The organism is Pseudomonas sp. 02C 26 (assembly GCF_002843585.1).
GTDB lineage: Bacteria > Pseudomonadota > Gammaproteobacteria > Pseudomonadales > Pseudomonadaceae > Aquipseudomonas > Aquipseudomonas shirazensis.
Window position 1 is genome coordinate 4,660,035 of sequence record NZ_CP025262.1, and the last position, 14,241, is coordinate 4,674,275.

Sequence of the window (14,241 nt, forward strand, 5' to 3'; positions counted from 1 at the left end):
GGATCACACTCAGCCTTGGCGCTGCTTGTGACGCGGTTCCGCGCTGCAAATTACTCGCACGATACCTTCGCGGCGAATAATCTTGCAGTTACGGCACAGCTTTTTCACCGATGCACGAACTTTCATGACCAACTCCTCGAACCTTAGGGGCCTGTCAGCGCAGCAAGCTGCTGCCGCCATAGCCTTTCAGGTTGGCTTTCTTCATCAGGGATTCGTACTGGTGCGAAACGAGGTGGGATTGTACTTGGGACATGAAGTCCATCACAACCACTACCACGATCAACAACGACGTCCCGCCGAGATAGAACGGCACGTTTGCAGCCACCACAAGGAACTGGGGCAGAAGGCATACGGCCATCATGTAAAGAGCACCGAACATGGTCAGACGAGTCAGAACGCCATCAATGTAGCGCGCCGACTGCTCACCAGGACGGATACCCGGAATAAAGGCACCGGACTTCTTCAGGTTTTCCGCTACGTCTTTCGGGTTGAACATCAACGCTGTGTAGAAGAAGCAGAAGAAAATGATCCCTGCACTAAACAGCAAAATGTTCAACGGCTGACCAGGAGCGATCGACTGCGAGATGTCTTGCAGCCAGCCCATACCTTCGGACTGACCGAACCAGGCACCCAGCGAAGCCGGGAACAGCAGAATGCTGCTGGCGAAAATAGCCGGGATTACCCCTGCCATGTTCACCTTGAGCGGCAAGTGGCTGGTCTGCGCAGCAAAGACCTTGCGGCCCTGCTGACGCTTGGCGTAGTGAACGGCGATTCGACGCTGACCACGCTCAATGAACACCACAAAACCGATAATCGCTACTGCCAGCAAACCGATAGCGACCAGGGCGAAAATGTTGATATCGCCTGTGCGCGCAGACTCGAAAGACTGCCCGATTGCTCTCGGAAGACCGGCAACGATACCCGCGAAAATCAACATCGAGATACCGTTGCCCACACCGCGCTCGGTAATCTGCTCACCCAGCCACATCATGAACATTGCGCCTGCCACGAAGGTGGAGACGGCAACCACATGGAAGCCAAGGCTTGCAGAGAACGCCACGCCCTGGTTGGCCAAGCCAATGGACATGCCAATCGCTTGAACCAATGCCAGGATTACAGTGAGGTAGCGGGTGTACTGGCTGATCTTGCGACGGCCAGCTTCACCTTCCTTCTTCAACTGCTCCAGCTGTGGGCTGACAGCGGTCATGAGCTGCATGATGATCGATGCCGAGATGTACGGCATGATCCCCAGTGCAAAGATGCTCATGCGCTCCAGCGCACCACCGGAAAACATGTTGAACAAGCTAAGAATGGTCCCCTCATTCTGTCGAAACAGATCCGCCAGACGGTCCGGGTTGATGCCAGGCACCGGGATATGCGCACCTATCCGATAGACGATGATCGCCATGAACAGAAAGCGCAGACGAGCCCAGAGTTCCGACATCCCGCCCTTACCGAGCGAAGAGAGAGCACCTTGCTTAGCCATTTATTCCTCGAATTTGCCGCCAGCTGCTTCGATAGCCGCACGCGCACCTTTGGTGGCTGCGATGCCCTTGATGGTAACTGCGCGAGTGACTTCGCCAGACAGCATGATTTTCACACGCTGTACGTTCTGGTTGATCACGTTGGCATCCTTCAAGGATTGCACGGTGACAACATCGCCTTCCACTTTGGCCAGCTCGGACAGACGCACTTCTGCGCGGTCCATGGCTTTCAGCGAAACGAAGCCGAATTTCGGCAGACGACGGTGCAGCGGCTGTTGACCGCCTTCGAAGCCCGGAGCGATGGTGCCACCGGAACGGGAGGTCTGACCTTTGTGGCCGCGGCCACCAGTCTTACCCAAACCGCTACCGATACCACGACCCGGACGATGCTTCTCGCGACGGGAACCCGGCGCTGGACTCAGATCATTGAGTTTCATCGATTAACCCTCGACGCGCAGCATGTAGTAAGCCTTGTTGATCATCCCGCGATTCTCGGGAGTATCAAGTACTTCTACGGTGTGACCAATGCGACGCAGACCCAAGCCTTTAACACACAGTTTGTGGTTAGGCAGACGGCCGGCGGTGCTTTTGATCAGCGTGACTTTAACGGTGGCAGCCATTAGAAGATCTCCTCAACGCTCTTGCCGCGCTTGGCAGCAATGGATTCAGGAGATTGCATGGCCTTCAGACCCTTGAAGGTGGCGTAAACCACGTTCACTGGGTTGGTAGAACCGTAGCACTTGGCCAGAACGTTCTGGACACCAGCAACTTCCAGGACAGCACGCATGGCGCCGCCAGCGATGATACCGGTACCTTCGGAGGCAGGCTGCATGTAAACCTTCGAGGCGCCGTGGGCGGCCTTGGTGGCGTACTGCAGAGTGGTGCCTTTCAGGTCAACCTGAATCATGTTGCGACGGGCAGCTTCCATGGCTTTCTGAATCGCGGCTGGTACTTCGCGCGATTTGCCACGGCCGAAGCCTACACGGCCCTTACCATCACCAACCACGGTCAACGCGGTGAAGGTGAAGATACGGCCGCCTTTGACGGTTTTGGCTACGCGGTTAACTTGAACCAGCTTCTCGATGTAGCCTTCGTCGCGCTTTTGATCGTTATTTGCCATAACTTAGAACTCCAGCCCGCCTTCACGAGCAGCATCAGCCAGCGCTTTGACGCGGCCATGGTACTTGAAGCCGGAACGGTCAAAGGCAACTTGAGATACACCGGCGGCTTTCGCGCGCTCAGCTACCAGCTTGCCAACCTTAGTGGCCGCGTCGATGTTGCCGGTGGCGCCATCACGCAGGTCTTTGTCCAAGGTAGAGGCGCTTGCCAGAACCTTGCTGCCGTCGGCCGAGATGACTTGGGCATAAATGTGCTGCGAGGAGCGGAACACGCACAAACGCACGGCTTCGAGCTCGTGCATTTTCAGGCGTGCTTTGCGAGCGCGACGCAGTCGAGTAACTTTTTTGTCGGTCATTTGCTAGGCCCTACTTCTTCTTGGCTTCTTTACGACGGACGACTTCGTCCGCGTAACGCACACCTTTGCCTTTGTACGGCTCTGGTGGACGGAAGTCGCGGATTTCAGCGGCCACCTGACCTACCAGCTGCTTGTCGATGCCCTTGATCAGGATATCGGTCTGGCTAGGCGTTTCAGCGGTGATGCCGGCTGGAAGCTCGTAGTCTACTGGGTGAGAGAAGCCCAGAGCCAGGTTCAGGACGGTGCCCTTGGCCTGAGCCTTGTAACCAACACCGACCAGCTGGAGCTTGCGCTCGAAGCCTTGGCTTACGCCTTGGACCATGTTGTTCACCAGAGCGCGGGTAGTACCGGCCATGGCGCGAGCTTGCTGGTCACCATTGCGAGCGACAAAACGCAGCTCACCAGACTCTTCGGTAACTTCAACAGACGAATGAACGTTCAGTTCGAGAGTGCCCTTGGCACCCTTCACCGAAAGCTGTTGGCCGGCGAATTTGACTTCGACACCGGACGGCAGCTTTACGGGGTTCTTAGCGACGCGAGACATGCTTATCCCCCCTTAGAACACTGTGCACAGAACTTCGCCACCAACACCGGCGGCACGTGCAGCACGATCCGTCATCACACCTTTGTTGGTGGAGACGATAGACACGCCCAGACCGCCACGAACTTTCGGCAGATCTGTAACGGCCTTGTACTGACGCAGGCCTGGTCGGCTGGCGCGCTTCAGCTCTTCGATGACCGGACGGCCTTCGAAGTACTTCAGCTCGATCGACAGGGAGGGCTTGACTTCGCTGCTTACCTGGTAACCAGCGATGTAACCTTCGTCCTTCAGAACTTGGGCAACCGCAACCTTCAGAGTCGAAGAAGGCATGCTTACGACGGACTTTTCAGCCATCTGGGCATTACGGATGCGAGTTAGCATGTCCGCTAACGGGTCCTGCATACTCATGGGCTAGATGCTCCTGATACAAGAATTATTAGCCTCTCGGCTATCACAACCACCCAAGCACCCAGGACAAAAGACCCGGGCTCGGGTGAGCCGATCATTCTAGACACAACCTAGAAACGAAACAAGCCCCATATAGGGGCTTGTTTAGAAGCGAGGTCACCGGCGGTCGGAAGATTGCTCCCCTTCCGCCAGAACCCTGGCGCTTACCAGCTGGCTTTAACCAGACCTGGTACGTCACCACGCATTGCAGCTTGACGCAGCATGTTACGGCCCAGACCGAACTTACGGTATACACCGTGAGGACGGCCGGTCAGGCGGCAACGGTTGCGCAGACGAGCGGCGCTGGCGTCACGCGGCTGCTTTTGCAGTGCGACGACGGCGGCATAACGCTCTTCTGGCGATGCGTTCAGGTTGACGATGGTCGCTTTCAGCTCGGCACGCTTTTTGGCGTACTTGGCTACCGTGAGCTGACGCTTCAGCTCGCGGTTTTTCATGCTCTTCTTGGCCATTTTCCTACTCCAATCAGTTGCGGAACGGGAATTTGAATGCACGCAGCAGAGCGCGGCCTTCGTCATCCGAACGAGCAGTGGTGGTCAGGGTAATGTCCAGACCGCGCAGAGCATCGATCTTGTCGTAGTCGATTTCCGGGAAGATGATCTGCTCTTTCACGCCCATGCTGTAGTTGCCACGACCATCGAAGGACTTGGCATTCAGGCCGCGGAAGTCGCGAACCCGAGGCAGGGAGATCGCCAGCAGGCGGTCCAGGAACTCGTACATACGGTCACGGCGCAGAGTAACTTTAACGCCGATCGGCCAACCTTCACGAACCTTGAAACCCGCAATCGACTTGCGAGCGAAAGTCACGACCGGCTTTTGACCGGTGATCTTTTCCAGGTCGGCTACAGCGTTTTCGATGACTTTTTTGTCACCGACAGCTTCGCCCAGACCCATGTTCAGGGTGATCTTGGTTACGCGTGGAACTTCCATCACGTTCGCGAGCTTAAGTTCTTCCTTAAGCTTGGGAGCGATTTCGTTCCGGTAAATCTCTTTGAGTCGTGCCATTGTCTTCTACCTAGCAGTGTTCAAGCATCAACCGCTTTCTGGGTCGACTTGAAGACACGAATTTTCTTGCCGTCTTCAACCTTGAAGCCAACGCGGTCAGCCTTGTTGGTTTCACCATTGAAAATGGCAACGTTGGAAGCGTGCAGAGGCGCTTCTTTCTCGACGATACCGCCCTGTACGCCCGCCATCGGGTTAGGCTTGGTATGGCGCTTGACCAGGTTTACACCACCGATGACCAGACGGTCGTCAGCGAGAACCTTCAGCACCTTACCGCGCTTACCTTTGTCTTTGCCGGCGATCACGATGATCTCGTCGTCACGACGAATCTTTTGCATGTCGGATCTCCTTAGAGCACTTCAGGGGCGAGCGAGACGATCTTCATGAACTTCTCGTTGCGAAGTTCACGGGTCACTGGCCCGAAGATGCGAGTGCCGATCGGCTCTTGCTTGTTGTTCAGCAGAACAGCAGCGTTACCGTCGAAACGAATGATGGAACCGTCAGCGCGACGTACACCATGACGGGTACGTACGACTACGGCGGTCATCACCTGGCCTTTTTTGACCTTACCGCGCGGAATTGCTTCCTTGACGGTTACTTTGATGATGTCACCGATGCCGGCGTAACGACGGTGGGAACCGCCGAGCACCTTGATGCACATGACGCGACGAGCGCCGCTGTTATCGGCCACATCGAGCATGGATTGAGTCTGAATCATAAAATTTCTCCGACCCCTAGCCCTTAGACTTCAACAGCGCGTTCGAGGACTTCAACCAGTGCCCAAGACTTGGTCTTGGCCAGCGGACGAGTTTCGCTAATGGAAACCTTGTCGCCGATTTTGCACTGATTGGTTTCGTCGTGCGCGTGCAGCTTAGTCGAACGCTTAACGTATTTACCGTAGATCGGGTGCTTTACGCGACGCTCGATCAGAACGGTGATGGTCTTGTCCATTTTGTCGCTGACGACACGGCCAGTCAGCGTACGGACGGTTTTTTCAGCTTCAGCCATGATCACTTACCTGCCTGCTGGTTGAGCACAGTTTTCACGCGAGCGATGTCACGCTTAACTTGCGAGAGCAGGTGCGACTGCCCCAACTGGCCAGTTGCTTTCTGCATACGCAGATTGAACTGGTCGCGCAGCAGGCCGAGCAGTTGCTCGTTCAGCTGCTGTGCCGATTTTTCACGAAGTTCATTCGCTTTCATCACATCACCGTCCGCTTAACAAAGGAGGTGGCGAGTGGCAGCTTTGCAGCAGCCAAGGCGAATGCTTCGCGCGCCAGCTCTTCAGAAACACCCTCGATCTCATACAGGACTTTGCCTGGCTGGATCTGGGCAACCCAGTATTCCACGGAACCCTTACCTTTACCCATCCGCACTTCAAGAGGCTTCTTGGTAACCGGCTTGTCCGGGAACACACGGATCCAGATCTTGCCGCCACGCTTAACGTGACGAGTCAGAGCACGACGTGCAGACTCGATCTGGCGAGCGGTGAGGCGACCGCGGGCGACAGCTTTCAAGGCGAACTCGCCGAAGCTGACTTTGCTACCGCGCAGTGCCAGACCACGGTTGTGGCCGGTCATCTGCTTGCGGAATTTTGTACGCTTAGGTTGCAACATTTGGCGTACCCCTTACTTAGCAGCTTTTTTACGAGGCGCTGGTGCTTGTGGTTTCAGCTCTTCTTGGCGACCACCAATTACTTCGCCTTTGAAGATCCAAACCTTCACACCGATCACACCATAAGTGGTGTGAGCTTCGTAGGTGTTGTAGTCGATATCAGCACGCAGGGTGTGCAACGGCACACGACCTTCGCGATACCACTCGGTACGAGCAATCTCGGCACCGCCGAGACGACCGCTCACCTGGATCTTGATGCCCTTGGCACCAATACGCATGGCGTTCTGCACGGCGCGCTTCATAGCACGACGGAACATTACGCGGCGCTCCAGCTGCTGAGCTACGCTTTGCGCAACCAGCATGGCGTCGAGTTCCGGCTTGCGGATCTCTTCGATGTTGATGTGCACAGGCACACCCATCTGCTTGGTCAGGTCCTGACGCAGCTTCTCAACATCTTCACCTTTCTTCCCGATAACGATACCTGGACGAGCGGTGTGGATGGTGATGCGTGCAGTTTGGGCCGGACGATGGATATCGATACGGCTTACGGACGCGCTTTTTAGTTTGTCTTGGAGGTACTCACGAGTTTTCAGATCCTTCAACAGGTAATCTGCGTAAGTCGCGCCATCTGCATACCAGACGGACGTGTGCTCCTTGACGATTCCCAGGCGAATGCCAGTGGGATGTACTTTCTGACCCATCTGATCGACTCCGTTACTTGTCCGCAACCTTGACAGTGATATGGCAAGACCGCTTGACGATGCGATCAGCGCGGCCTTTGGCACGCGGCATGATGCGCTTCAGCGAACGCCCTTCGTTGACGAAAACGGTGGAGACCTTCAGGTCATCAACGTCTGCGCCTTCGTTGTGTTCGGCGTTGGCAACGGCCGACTCGAGGACTTTCTTCATGATTTCAGCGGCTTTTTTGCTGCTGAAGGCCAACAGGTTGAGCGCTTCGCCCACCTTCTTCCCGCGGATCTGGTCGGCGACCAAGCGGGCTTTCTGGGCGGAGATTCGAGCGCCCGACAACTTAGCGGCTACTTCCATTTCCTAACCCCTTAACGCTTGGCTTTCTTGTCAGCCACGTGCCCGCGATAAGTGCGGGTACCGGCGAACTCGCCCAGTTTGTGGCCGACCATGTCTTCGTTCACGAGAACTGGGACATGTTGACGACCGTTATGTACCGCGATGGTCAGACCGACCATTTGTGGCAGGATCATCGAACGACGCGACCAGGTTTTCACCGGTTTGCGATCATTCTTTTCCGCCGCCACTTCGATCTTCTTCAGTAGGTGAAGATCGATAAAAGGACCTTTTTTCAGAGAACGTGGCACTGTCGTATCCCTCTATTTACTTGCGACGACGGACGATCATTTTGTCGGTACGCTTATTACCACGAGTCTTCGCACCCTTGGTTGGGAAGCCCCATGGCGATACCGGATGACGACCACCGGAGGTACGACCTTCACCACCACCATGTGGGTGGTCAACCGGGTTCATGGCAACACCACGAACGGTTGGGCGAACGCCACGCCAGCGTTTGGCACCAGCTTTACCCAGCGAACGCAGGCTGTGCTCGGAGTTCGAGACTTCGCCCAGGGTCGCACGGCACTCAGCCAGGACTTTACGCATTTCACCAGAGCGCAGACGCAGGGTCACGTAGACACCTTCGCGAGCGATCAGCTGAGCCGAAGCACCAGCGGAACGAGCGATCTGTGCACCTTTACCCGGCTTCAGTTCGATGCCGTGAATGGTGCTACCTACTGGGATGTTGCGCAGCTGCAGGGAGTTACCGGCCTTGATTGGGGCCAGCGAACCTGCGATCAGCTGATCGCCAGCGCTCACGCCTTTAGGGGCGATGATGTAGCGACGCTCACCGTCTGCGTAGCACAGCAGGGCGATGTGAGCAGTACGGTTTGGATCGTATTCGATACGCTCGACAGTGGCTGGAATGCCATCTTTGTCGTTGCGACGGAAGTCGACCAGACGGTAATGCTGCTTATGACCACCACCCACATGACGTGTAGTGATACGGCCATTGTTGTTACGACCACCAGACTTCGATTTCTTCTCGAGCAGCGGTGCGTGAGGAGCGCCTTTATGCAGCTCCTTGTTGACCACCTTGACCACGAAACGGCGGCCAGGGGAAGTCGGTTTGCATTTAACGATTGCCATGATGCACCCCTTCCTTACTCAGCACTGCTGCTGAAATCGAGATCTTGGCCTGGCTGAAGGGAGACGATCGCCTTCTTCCAGTCATTACGCTTGCCCAGACCACGTGCGGTACGCTTGGTTTTACCCAATACGTTAACAGTCGACACGTTTTCGACTTTTACGCCGAACAGGCCTTCGACAGCTTTCTTGATTTCCAGCTTGGTTGCATCGGTAGCAACCTTGAATACGAACTGGCCTTTCTTCTCAGCCAGAACGGTAGCCTTCTCGGAAACGTGCGGGCCAAGGAGGACTTTAAATACGCGTTCCTGGTTCATCCCAGCAGCTCCTCGAATTTCTTCACGGCCGACACAGTGATCAACACTTTGTCATAGGCGATCAGACTGACCGGATCGGAACCTTGTACGTCACGAACGTCGACGTGCGGCAGGTTACGAGCAGCCAGGTACAGGTTCTGATCAACAGCGTCCGATACGATCAGGACGTCAGTCAGGCCCATGCCATTCAGCTTGTTCAGCAGATCTTTGGTCTTTGGCGCTTCAACAGCGAAGTCCTGGACAACGACCAGACGGTCGGTGCGCACCAGCTCAGCGAGGATGGAACGCATTGCTGCGCGATACATCTTCTTGTTGAGCTTCTGCGAGTGGTCCTGAGGACGAGCTGCGAAGGTGGTGCCACCGCCGCGCCAGATCGGGCTACGGATGGTACCAGCACGAGCACGGCCAGTGCCCTTCTGACGCCATGGGCGCTTACCGCCACCGGATACGTCGGAACGGGTCTTCTGCTGCTTGGTGCCCTGACGGCCGCCGGCCATGTAGGCCACGACTGCTTGGTGAACCAGCGTCTCGTTGAATTCGCCACCGAAGGTCAGTTCGGAAACTTCGATCGCCTGAGCGTCATTTACGTTAAGTTGCATGTCAGTTTCCCCTTAACCGCGAGCCTTGACAGCTGGACGTACAACCACGTCGCCGCCAGTAGCGCCAGGAACGGCACCCTTGATCAGCAGCAGGTTGCGTTCAGCGTCTACGCGAACTACTTCCAGGGACTGCACAGTAACGCGCTCGGCGCCCATGTGACCGGACATTTTCTTGCCCTTGAACACACGACCAGGAGTCTGGCACTGGCCGATGGAACCCGGAACACGGTGCGATACGGAGTTACCGTGGGTGTTATCTTGGCCACGGAAATTCCAGCGCTTGATGGTACCGGCGAAGCCTTTACCTTTCGACTGACCGGTGACGTCTACCAGCTGGCCTGCAGTAAAGAGTTCAGCTTTGATCAGATCGCCAGCCTGGAAATCGCCTTCTTCAAGACGGAACTCCCAAACACCGCGACCAGCGGCAACGTTCGCCTTAGCGAAGTGACCTGCTTGAGCAGCAGTCACACGCGAAGCACGACGCTCGCCTACAGTGATTTGCACTGCACGGTAGCCATCAGTTTCTTCGGTTTTGAACTGGGTGACGCGATTCGGCTCGATCTCAACGACCGTGACCGGAATGGAGACACCTTCTTCGGTGAAAATACGGGTCATACCGCATTTACGACCGACTACACCAATAGTCATGTTGTAAACCTCATGAGTGTACGGGGCTTTCACCCGCTATGGCCGCCCATTTCAGAGCGTTACACGGTTAAGACCGAAGTCTTAGCCGAGGCTGATCTGTACTTCCACACCTGCCGCAAGGTCCAGCTTCATCAGCGCATCAACGGTTTTATCCGTTGGCTGGACGATGTCCAGAACGCGCTTATGAGTGCGGATCTCGTACTGGTCACGCGCGTCTTTGTTGACGTGCGGGGAGACCAGAACGGTGAAACGCTCTTTGCGAGTAGGCAGTGGAATTGGACCACGCACTTGTGCACCAGTACGTTTCGCGGTTTCCACGATTTCCTGGGTGGATTGGTCGATCAGGCGATGGTCGAAAGCCTTCAACCTGATACGGATTTGCTGATTTTGCATTGGATTTCAGACTCCAGGCTGTTCCCAACGGACGCACTACGCCCGCTAAAAGGAGGCGTGATTCTATAGACGGCCTCATTTTGTGTCAACCCAATAAAAAAGGCCCCCGCTGAGCGGAGGCCTTTTTCAACCGATCGAGTGATTACTCGATGATTTTGGCTACGACGCCGGCGCCGACGGTACGACCGCCTTCACGGATAGCGAAGCGCAGACCGTCTTCCATTGCGATGGTCTTGATCAGAGTGACTTCCATCTGGATGTTGTCACCTGGCATTACCATCTCAACGCCTTCCGGCAGCTGGCAGTTACCGGTCACGTCAGTAGTACGGAAGTAGAACTGAGGACGGTAGCCTTTGAAGAACGGAGTGTGACGACCGCCTTCTTCTTTCGACAGAACGTAAACTTCTGCGGTGAACTTGGTGTGCGGCTTGACCGAACCTGGCTTGACCAGAACCTGGCCACGCTCAACGTCGTCACGCTTGGTACCACGCAGCAGAACGCCACAGTTCTCGCCAGCACGACCTTCGTCGAGCAGTTTGCGGAACATTTCAACACCGGTGCAGGTGGTGGTGGTGGTGTCACGCAGACCAACGATTTCCAGGGCGTCTTGAACGCGGACGATGCCACGCTCGATACGACCGGTAACAACGGTACCACGACCCGAGATCGAGAATACGTCTTCGATTGGCATCAGGAACGGCTTGTCGATAGCGCGCTCTGGCTCTGGGATGTAGCTGTCCAGAGTTTCTACCAGTTTCTTGACGGCAGTGGTGCCCATCTCGTTGTCGTCTTTGCCTTCCAGAGCCATACGAGCCGAACCGATGATGATCGGAGTGTCGTCGCCTGGGAAGTCATAGGTGGACAGCAGGTCGCGAACTTCCATCTCGACCAGTTCCAGCAGCTCAGCGTCGTCTACCAGGTCAGCCTTGTTCAGGAAGACCACGATGTACGGAACGCCAACCTGACGGGACAGCAGGATGTGCTCACGGGTTTGTGGCATCGGACCATCGGCGGCCGAGCAAACCAGGATAGCGCCGTCCATCTGCGCAGCACCGGTGATCATGTTCTTCACATAGTCAGCGTGACCTGGGCAGTCGACGTGAGCGTAGTGACGGATCTTCGAGTTGTACTCGACGTGCGCGGTGTTGATGGTGATACCACGCGCTTTCTCTTCTGGAGCCGAGTCGATCTTGTCGAAGTCAACAACAGCCGAACCGAAAACTTCGGAGCAGACGCGAGTCAGAGCAGCAGTCAGAGTGGTTTTACCGTGGTCGACGTGACCGATGGTGCCAACGTTGACGTGCGGAAGGGAACGATCAAATTTTTCTTTAGCCACGACAGTGAACTCCTAGCCTAAAGGGGCTGAATCAGCCTTGTTTTTTAACGAGAGCTTCGACGATGTTCGACGGAGCTTCGGCGTATTTGGAGAATTCCATGGAGTAGCTCGCGCGACCCTGAGACATGGAACGAACGTCGGTCGCATAACCGAACATTTCCCCGAGCGGCACTTCAGCACGGACAACCTTGCCGGAGACCGAATCATCCATACCCTGGATCAGACCACGACGACGGTTCAGGTCACCCATCACGTCACCCATGTAGTCTTCTGGGGTTACAACTTCGACCTTCATGATCGGCTCGAGAACCACGCCACCGCCCTTCTGGGCCAGTTGCTTGGTTGCCATCGAAGCAGCGACCTTGAACGCCATTTCGTTGGAGTCGACGTCATGGTACGAACCGTCGAATACCGTGGCCTTGAGGCCGATCAGAGGATAACCGGCAACGACGCCGTTTTTCATCTGCTCTTCGATACCCTTCTGGATCGGGGCGATGAATTCCTTAGGAATCACACCACCAACGACTTCGTTGGTGAACACCAGACCTTCGGTGATGTTGCCTTTGTCGTCCACGTCCGGCTCCGAGAAACGGATCCAGCAGTGACCGAACTGACCACGACCACCCGACTGACGAACGAATTTACCTTCGATCTCAACGTTGGACTTGGTGATCTTCTCGCGGTACGAAACCTGCGGCTTGCCGATGTTGGCTTCGACGTTGAACTCGCGCTTCATGCGGTCAACGAGGATGTCCAGGTGCAGCTCACCCATACCCGAGATGATGGTCTGACCGGTTTCTTCATCGGTCTTGACGCGGAACGACGGGTCTTCCTGAGCCAGTTTGCCCAGTGCGATACCCATCTTTTCCTGGTCCTGCTTGGTTTTCGGCTCAACAGCAACCGAAATTACAGGCTCCGGGAAGTCCATACGCTCGAGGATGATCGGCTTGTCGGCGTTGCACAGGGTGTCACCAGTGGTGACGTCCTTCATGCCGATCAGAGCAGCGATGTCGCCTGCGCGTACTTCTTTGATCTCTTCACGCTGGTTGGCGTGCATCTGCACCATACGACCAACGCGCTCTTTCTTGCCCTTGACCGAGTTGATCACGGAGTCGCCCGAGCTCAGGAAGCCCGAGTAGACGCGCACGAAAGTCAGAGTACCAACGAACGGGTCGGTGGCAATCTTGAACGCCAGAGCCGAGAACGGCTCGTCGTCGGAAGCATGACGCTCGTCGTAGTCGGCGTCGACCAGCTCTTCTTTCGACTTCTCGATCAGATCAGGGTGAATACCTTTGATCGCCGGGATTTCGGTAGGAGCAGGCAGGAACTCGATTACGGCGTCCAGAACCAGGGGAACGCCCTTGTTCTTGAACGAGGAACCGCAGACAGCCGGAACGATTTCGCCAGCCAGGGTGCGCGCGCGCAGACCGGCCTTGATTTCTTCGACGGTCAGCTCTTCGCCTTCCAGGTACTTGTTCATCAGCTCTTCGCTGGACTCGGCAGCAGCCTCGACCATTTCGGAGCGATACTTCTCAGCCAACTCGAGCATGTCGGCAGGAATTTCTTCCTCGCGCGGCGAAGTGCCCTTGTCGTCATCGTTCCAGTAGACAGCTTTCATCTTGATCAGGTCGACCTGACCCTGGAAGTTGTCTTCCGAACCGATTGCCAGCTGGATCGGAACCGGGGTGTGACCCAGGCGGTTCTTGATCTGGCCGATAACGCGCAGGAAGTCAGCGCCTGCACGGTCCATCTTGTTCACGTAGACAACACGTGGAACGCCGTACTTGTTGGCTTGACGCCATACGGTTTCGGACTGTGGCTCAACGCCGGAGGTACCGCAGAACACAACGACCGCGCCGTCGAGTACACGCAGCGAACGCTCAACTTCAATGGTGAAGTCAACGTGGCCAGGGGTATCGATGACGTTTACGCGGTAGTTGTCGTACTGACCGGTAGAACCCTTCCAGAAGGTGGTAACGGCAGCGGAGGTAATGGTAATACCCCGCTCCTGCTCCTGCACCATCCAGTCGGTGGTCGCGGCGCCGTCATGCACCTCGCCCATCTTGTGGCTCAGGCCTGTGTAGAACAGGATCCGCTCGGTAGTGGTAGTTTTGCCCGCATCGACGTGCGCGCAAATACCAATGTTACGGTAGCGGTTAATTGCTGTAGTACGAGCCATAAAGCCCTCGCAAAATGA

Annotated in this window: 25 protein-coding genes; all 25 read right to left on the reverse strand. The window is 56.0% G+C overall.

What is annotated here, in order from left to right; genetic code table 11:
* Nucleotides 1-9: 9 nt before the first annotated feature.
* On the reverse strand, nt 10-126 hold the full coding sequence (rpmJ, locus tag CXQ80_RS21255; RefSeq protein ID WP_011531897.1) for a 50S ribosomal protein L36: 117 nt from the start codon (nt 124-126) through the stop codon (nt 10-12).
* Nucleotides 127-154: 28 nt separating this feature from the next.
* Nucleotides 155-1,486 (reverse strand): preprotein translocase subunit SecY, encoded by a 1,332-nt coding sequence (secY, locus tag CXQ80_RS21260; RefSeq protein WP_101322337.1) that lies wholly within the window; start codon nt 1,484-1,486, stop codon nt 155-157.
* The gene (gene rplO / locus CXQ80_RS21265) at nt 1,487-1,921 is read right to left on the reverse strand and encodes a 50S ribosomal protein L15 (protein WP_010220318.1); all 435 of its coding nucleotides are present in this window, start codon (nt 1,919-1,921) and stop codon (nt 1,487-1,489) included. It abuts the gene before it with no gap.
* A gap of 3 nt (nt 1,922-1,924) precedes the next feature.
* Nucleotides 1,925-2,104: a 50S ribosomal protein L30 gene (rpmD, locus tag CXQ80_RS21270; protein ID WP_101322338.1), complete on the reverse strand. Its 180-nt coding sequence runs from the start codon at nt 2,102-2,104 to the stop codon at nt 1,925-1,927.
* Nucleotides 2,104-2,604, reverse strand: a complete 501-nt coding sequence (gene rpsE / locus CXQ80_RS21275) for a 30S ribosomal protein S5 (RefSeq protein ID WP_003255465.1) — start codon at nt 2,602-2,604, stop codon at nt 2,104-2,106. The genes rpmD and rpsE overlap by 1 nt, the downstream gene beginning before the upstream one ends.
* Nucleotides 2,605-2,607: 3 nt before the next feature.
* Nucleotides 2,608-2,958, reverse strand: a complete 351-nt coding sequence (rplR, locus tag CXQ80_RS21280) for a 50S ribosomal protein L18 (RefSeq protein WP_029614571.1) — start codon at nt 2,956-2,958, stop codon at nt 2,608-2,610.
* Nucleotides 2,959-2,968: 10 nt separating this feature from the next.
* Nucleotides 2,969-3,502: a 50S ribosomal protein L6 gene (rplF, locus tag CXQ80_RS21285; RefSeq protein WP_003255469.1), complete on the reverse strand. Its 534-nt coding sequence runs from the start codon at nt 3,500-3,502 to the stop codon at nt 2,969-2,971.
* Between the two features lie 12 nt (nt 3,503-3,514).
* Entirely contained in the window at nt 3,515-3,907 is a 393-nt protein-coding gene (gene rpsH / locus CXQ80_RS21290; RefSeq protein ID WP_101322339.1) for a 30S ribosomal protein S8, read from the reverse strand.
* A gap of 203 nt (nt 3,908-4,110) precedes the next feature.
* Nucleotides 4,111-4,416 (reverse strand): 30S ribosomal protein S14, encoded by a 306-nt coding sequence (gene rpsN / locus CXQ80_RS21295; protein ID WP_101322340.1) that lies wholly within the window; start codon nt 4,414-4,416, stop codon nt 4,111-4,113.
* Nucleotides 4,417-4,429: 13 nt separating this feature from the next.
* Nucleotides 4,430-4,969: a 50S ribosomal protein L5 gene (gene rplE / locus CXQ80_RS21300; RefSeq protein WP_101322341.1), complete on the reverse strand. Its 540-nt coding sequence runs from the start codon at nt 4,967-4,969 to the stop codon at nt 4,430-4,432.
* Nucleotides 4,970-4,989: 20 nt separating this feature from the next.
* Nucleotides 4,990-5,304, reverse strand: coding sequence for a 50S ribosomal protein L24 (gene rplX, locus CXQ80_RS21305; RefSeq protein WP_003255476.1), 315 nt, complete (start codon nt 5,302-5,304; stop codon nt 4,990-4,992).
* An 11-nt stretch (nt 5,305-5,315) separates the two neighbouring features.
* Nucleotides 5,316-5,684 carry a 50S ribosomal protein L14 gene (gene rplN, locus CXQ80_RS21310; RefSeq protein ID WP_011063774.1) on the reverse strand — a complete coding sequence of 123 codons (369 nt, stop codon included), beginning with the start codon at nt 5,682-5,684 and terminating at the stop codon, nt 5,316-5,318.
* A 23-nt stretch (nt 5,685-5,707) separates the two neighbouring features.
* A complete protein-coding gene (rpsQ, locus tag CXQ80_RS21315; protein WP_101322342.1) occupies nt 5,708-5,974 on the reverse strand; it encodes a 30S ribosomal protein S17 in 267 nt (88 codons plus the stop codon).
* Nucleotides 5,975-5,976: 2 nt separating this feature from the next.
* Nucleotides 5,977-6,168 carry a 50S ribosomal protein L29 gene (gene rpmC / locus CXQ80_RS21320; RefSeq protein WP_002555481.1) on the reverse strand — a complete coding sequence of 64 codons (192 nt, stop codon included), beginning with the start codon at nt 6,166-6,168 and terminating at the stop codon, nt 5,977-5,979.
* Nucleotides 6,168-6,581, reverse strand: coding sequence for a 50S ribosomal protein L16 (rplP, locus tag CXQ80_RS21325; RefSeq protein WP_009397508.1), 414 nt, complete (start codon nt 6,579-6,581; stop codon nt 6,168-6,170). Before rplP ends, rpmC begins: the two co-directional genes overlap by 1 nt.
* Nucleotides 6,582-6,593: 12 nt before the next feature.
* Nucleotides 6,594-7,280 (reverse strand): 30S ribosomal protein S3, encoded by a 687-nt coding sequence (gene rpsC, locus CXQ80_RS21330; protein ID WP_003255481.1) that lies wholly within the window; start codon nt 7,278-7,280, stop codon nt 6,594-6,596.
* A 13-nt stretch (nt 7,281-7,293) separates the two neighbouring features.
* Nucleotides 7,294-7,626 (reverse strand): 50S ribosomal protein L22, encoded by a 333-nt coding sequence (rplV, locus tag CXQ80_RS21335; RefSeq protein WP_003103908.1) that lies wholly within the window; start codon nt 7,624-7,626, stop codon nt 7,294-7,296.
* A gap of 11 nt (nt 7,627-7,637) precedes the next feature.
* Nucleotides 7,638-7,913 (reverse strand): 30S ribosomal protein S19, encoded by a 276-nt coding sequence (gene rpsS, locus CXQ80_RS21340; RefSeq protein WP_002555486.1) that lies wholly within the window; start codon nt 7,911-7,913, stop codon nt 7,638-7,640.
* Between the two features lie 16 nt (nt 7,914-7,929).
* A complete protein-coding gene (rplB, locus tag CXQ80_RS21345) occupies nt 7,930-8,754 on the reverse strand; it encodes a 50S ribosomal protein L2 (RefSeq protein WP_101322343.1) in 825 nt (274 codons plus the stop codon).
* A gap of 14 nt (nt 8,755-8,768) precedes the next feature.
* Nucleotides 8,769-9,068, reverse strand: a complete 300-nt coding sequence (rplW, locus tag CXQ80_RS21350; RefSeq protein ID WP_010220306.1) for a 50S ribosomal protein L23 — start codon at nt 9,066-9,068, stop codon at nt 8,769-8,771.
* The gene (gene rplD / locus CXQ80_RS21355; RefSeq protein ID WP_101322344.1) at nt 9,065-9,667 is read right to left on the reverse strand and encodes a 50S ribosomal protein L4; all 603 of its coding nucleotides are present in this window, start codon (nt 9,665-9,667) and stop codon (nt 9,065-9,067) included. Before rplD ends, rplW begins: the two co-directional genes overlap by 4 nt.
* Nucleotides 9,668-9,679: 12 nt before the next feature.
* Nucleotides 9,680-10,315 carry a 50S ribosomal protein L3 gene (rplC, locus tag CXQ80_RS21360; RefSeq protein WP_101322345.1) on the reverse strand — a complete coding sequence of 212 codons (636 nt, stop codon included), beginning with the start codon at nt 10,313-10,315 and terminating at the stop codon, nt 9,680-9,682.
* 81 nt (nt 10,316-10,396) lie between these two features.
* The gene (rpsJ, locus tag CXQ80_RS21365; protein WP_003186070.1) at nt 10,397-10,708 is read right to left on the reverse strand and encodes a 30S ribosomal protein S10; all 312 of its coding nucleotides are present in this window, start codon (nt 10,706-10,708) and stop codon (nt 10,397-10,399) included.
* A 142-nt stretch (nt 10,709-10,850) separates the two neighbouring features.
* A complete protein-coding gene (tuf, locus tag CXQ80_RS21370) occupies nt 10,851-12,044 on the reverse strand; it encodes an elongation factor Tu (RefSeq protein WP_101322346.1) in 1,194 nt (397 codons plus the stop codon).
* A gap of 31 nt (nt 12,045-12,075) precedes the next feature.
* A complete protein-coding gene (gene fusA, locus CXQ80_RS21375) occupies nt 12,076-14,223 on the reverse strand; it encodes an elongation factor G (protein ID WP_101322347.1) in 2,148 nt (715 codons plus the stop codon).
* Nucleotides 14,224-14,241: the final 18 nt, after the last annotated feature.

Excerpts from the sequence above, each read along its gene's own strand:
- rpmJ (WP_011531897.1), bottom strand. The coding sequence starts at position 126 with ATGAAAGTTCGTGCATCGGTGAAAAAGCTGTGCCGTAACTGCAAGATT.
- secY (WP_101322337.1), bottom strand. The coding sequence starts at position 1,486 with ATGGCTAAGCAAGGTGCTCTCTCTTCGCTCGGTAAGGGCGGGATGTCG.
- rplO (WP_010220318.1), bottom strand. The coding sequence starts at position 1,921 with ATGAAACTCAATGATCTGAGTCCAGCGCCGGGTTCCCGTCGCGAGAAG.
- rpmD (WP_101322338.1), bottom strand. The coding sequence starts at position 2,104 with ATGGCTGCCACCGTTAAAGTCACGCTGATCAAAAGCACCGCCGGCCGT.
- rpsE (WP_003255465.1), bottom strand. The coding sequence starts at position 2,604 with ATGGCAAATAACGATCAAAAGCGCGACGAAGGCTACATCGAGAAGCTG.
- rplR (WP_029614571.1), bottom strand. The coding sequence starts at position 2,958 with ATGACCGACAAAAAAGTTACTCGACTGCGTCGCGCTCGCAAAGCACGC.
- rplF (WP_003255469.1), bottom strand. The coding sequence starts at position 3,502 with ATGTCTCGCGTCGCTAAGAACCCCGTAAAGCTGCCGTCCGGTGTCGAA.
- rpsH (WP_101322339.1), bottom strand. The coding sequence starts at position 3,907 with ATGAGTATGCAGGACCCGTTAGCGGACATGCTAACTCGCATCCGTAAT.
- rpsN (WP_101322340.1), bottom strand. The coding sequence starts at position 4,416 with ATGGCCAAGAAGAGCATGAAAAACCGCGAGCTGAAGCGTCAGCTCACG.
- rplE (WP_101322341.1), bottom strand. The coding sequence starts at position 4,969 with ATGGCACGACTCAAAGAGATTTACCGGAACGAAATCGCTCCCAAGCTT.
- rplX (WP_003255476.1), bottom strand. The coding sequence starts at position 5,304 with ATGCAAAAGATTCGTCGTGACGACGAGATCATCGTGATCGCCGGCAAA.
- rplN (WP_011063774.1), bottom strand. The coding sequence starts at position 5,684 with ATGATTCAGACTCAATCCATGCTCGATGTGGCCGATAACAGCGGCGCT.
- rpsQ (WP_101322342.1), bottom strand. The coding sequence starts at position 5,974 with ATGGCTGAAGCTGAAAAAACCGTCCGTACGCTGACTGGCCGTGTCGTC.
- rpmC (WP_002555481.1), bottom strand. The coding sequence starts at position 6,168 with ATGAAAGCGAATGAACTTCGTGAAAAATCGGCACAGCAGCTGAACGAG.
- rplP (WP_009397508.1), bottom strand. The coding sequence starts at position 6,581 with ATGTTGCAACCTAAGCGTACAAAATTCCGCAAGCAGATGACCGGCCAC.
- rpsC (WP_003255481.1), bottom strand. The coding sequence starts at position 7,280 with ATGGGTCAGAAAGTACATCCCACTGGCATTCGCCTGGGAATCGTCAAG.
- rplV (WP_003103908.1), bottom strand. The coding sequence starts at position 7,626 with ATGGAAGTAGCCGCTAAGTTGTCGGGCGCTCGAATCTCCGCCCAGAAA.
- rplB (WP_101322343.1), bottom strand. The coding sequence starts at position 8,754 with ATGGCAATCGTTAAATGCAAACCGACTTCCCCTGGCCGCCGTTTCGTG.
- rplW (WP_010220306.1), bottom strand. The coding sequence starts at position 9,068 with ATGAACCAGGAACGCGTATTTAAAGTCCTCCTTGGCCCGCACGTTTCC.
- rplD (WP_101322344.1), bottom strand. The coding sequence starts at position 9,667 with ATGCAACTTAACGTAAATGACGCTCAGGCGATCGAAGTTTCCGAACTG.
- rplC (WP_101322345.1), bottom strand. The coding sequence starts at position 10,315 with ATGACTATTGGTGTAGTCGGTCGTAAATGCGGTATGACCCGTATTTTC.
- rpsJ (WP_003186070.1), bottom strand. The coding sequence starts at position 10,708 with ATGCAAAATCAGCAAATCCGTATCAGGTTGAAGGCTTTCGACCATCGC.
- fusA (WP_101322347.1), bottom strand. The coding sequence starts at position 14,223 with ATGGCTCGTACTACAGCAATTAACCGCTACCGTAACATTGGTATTTGC.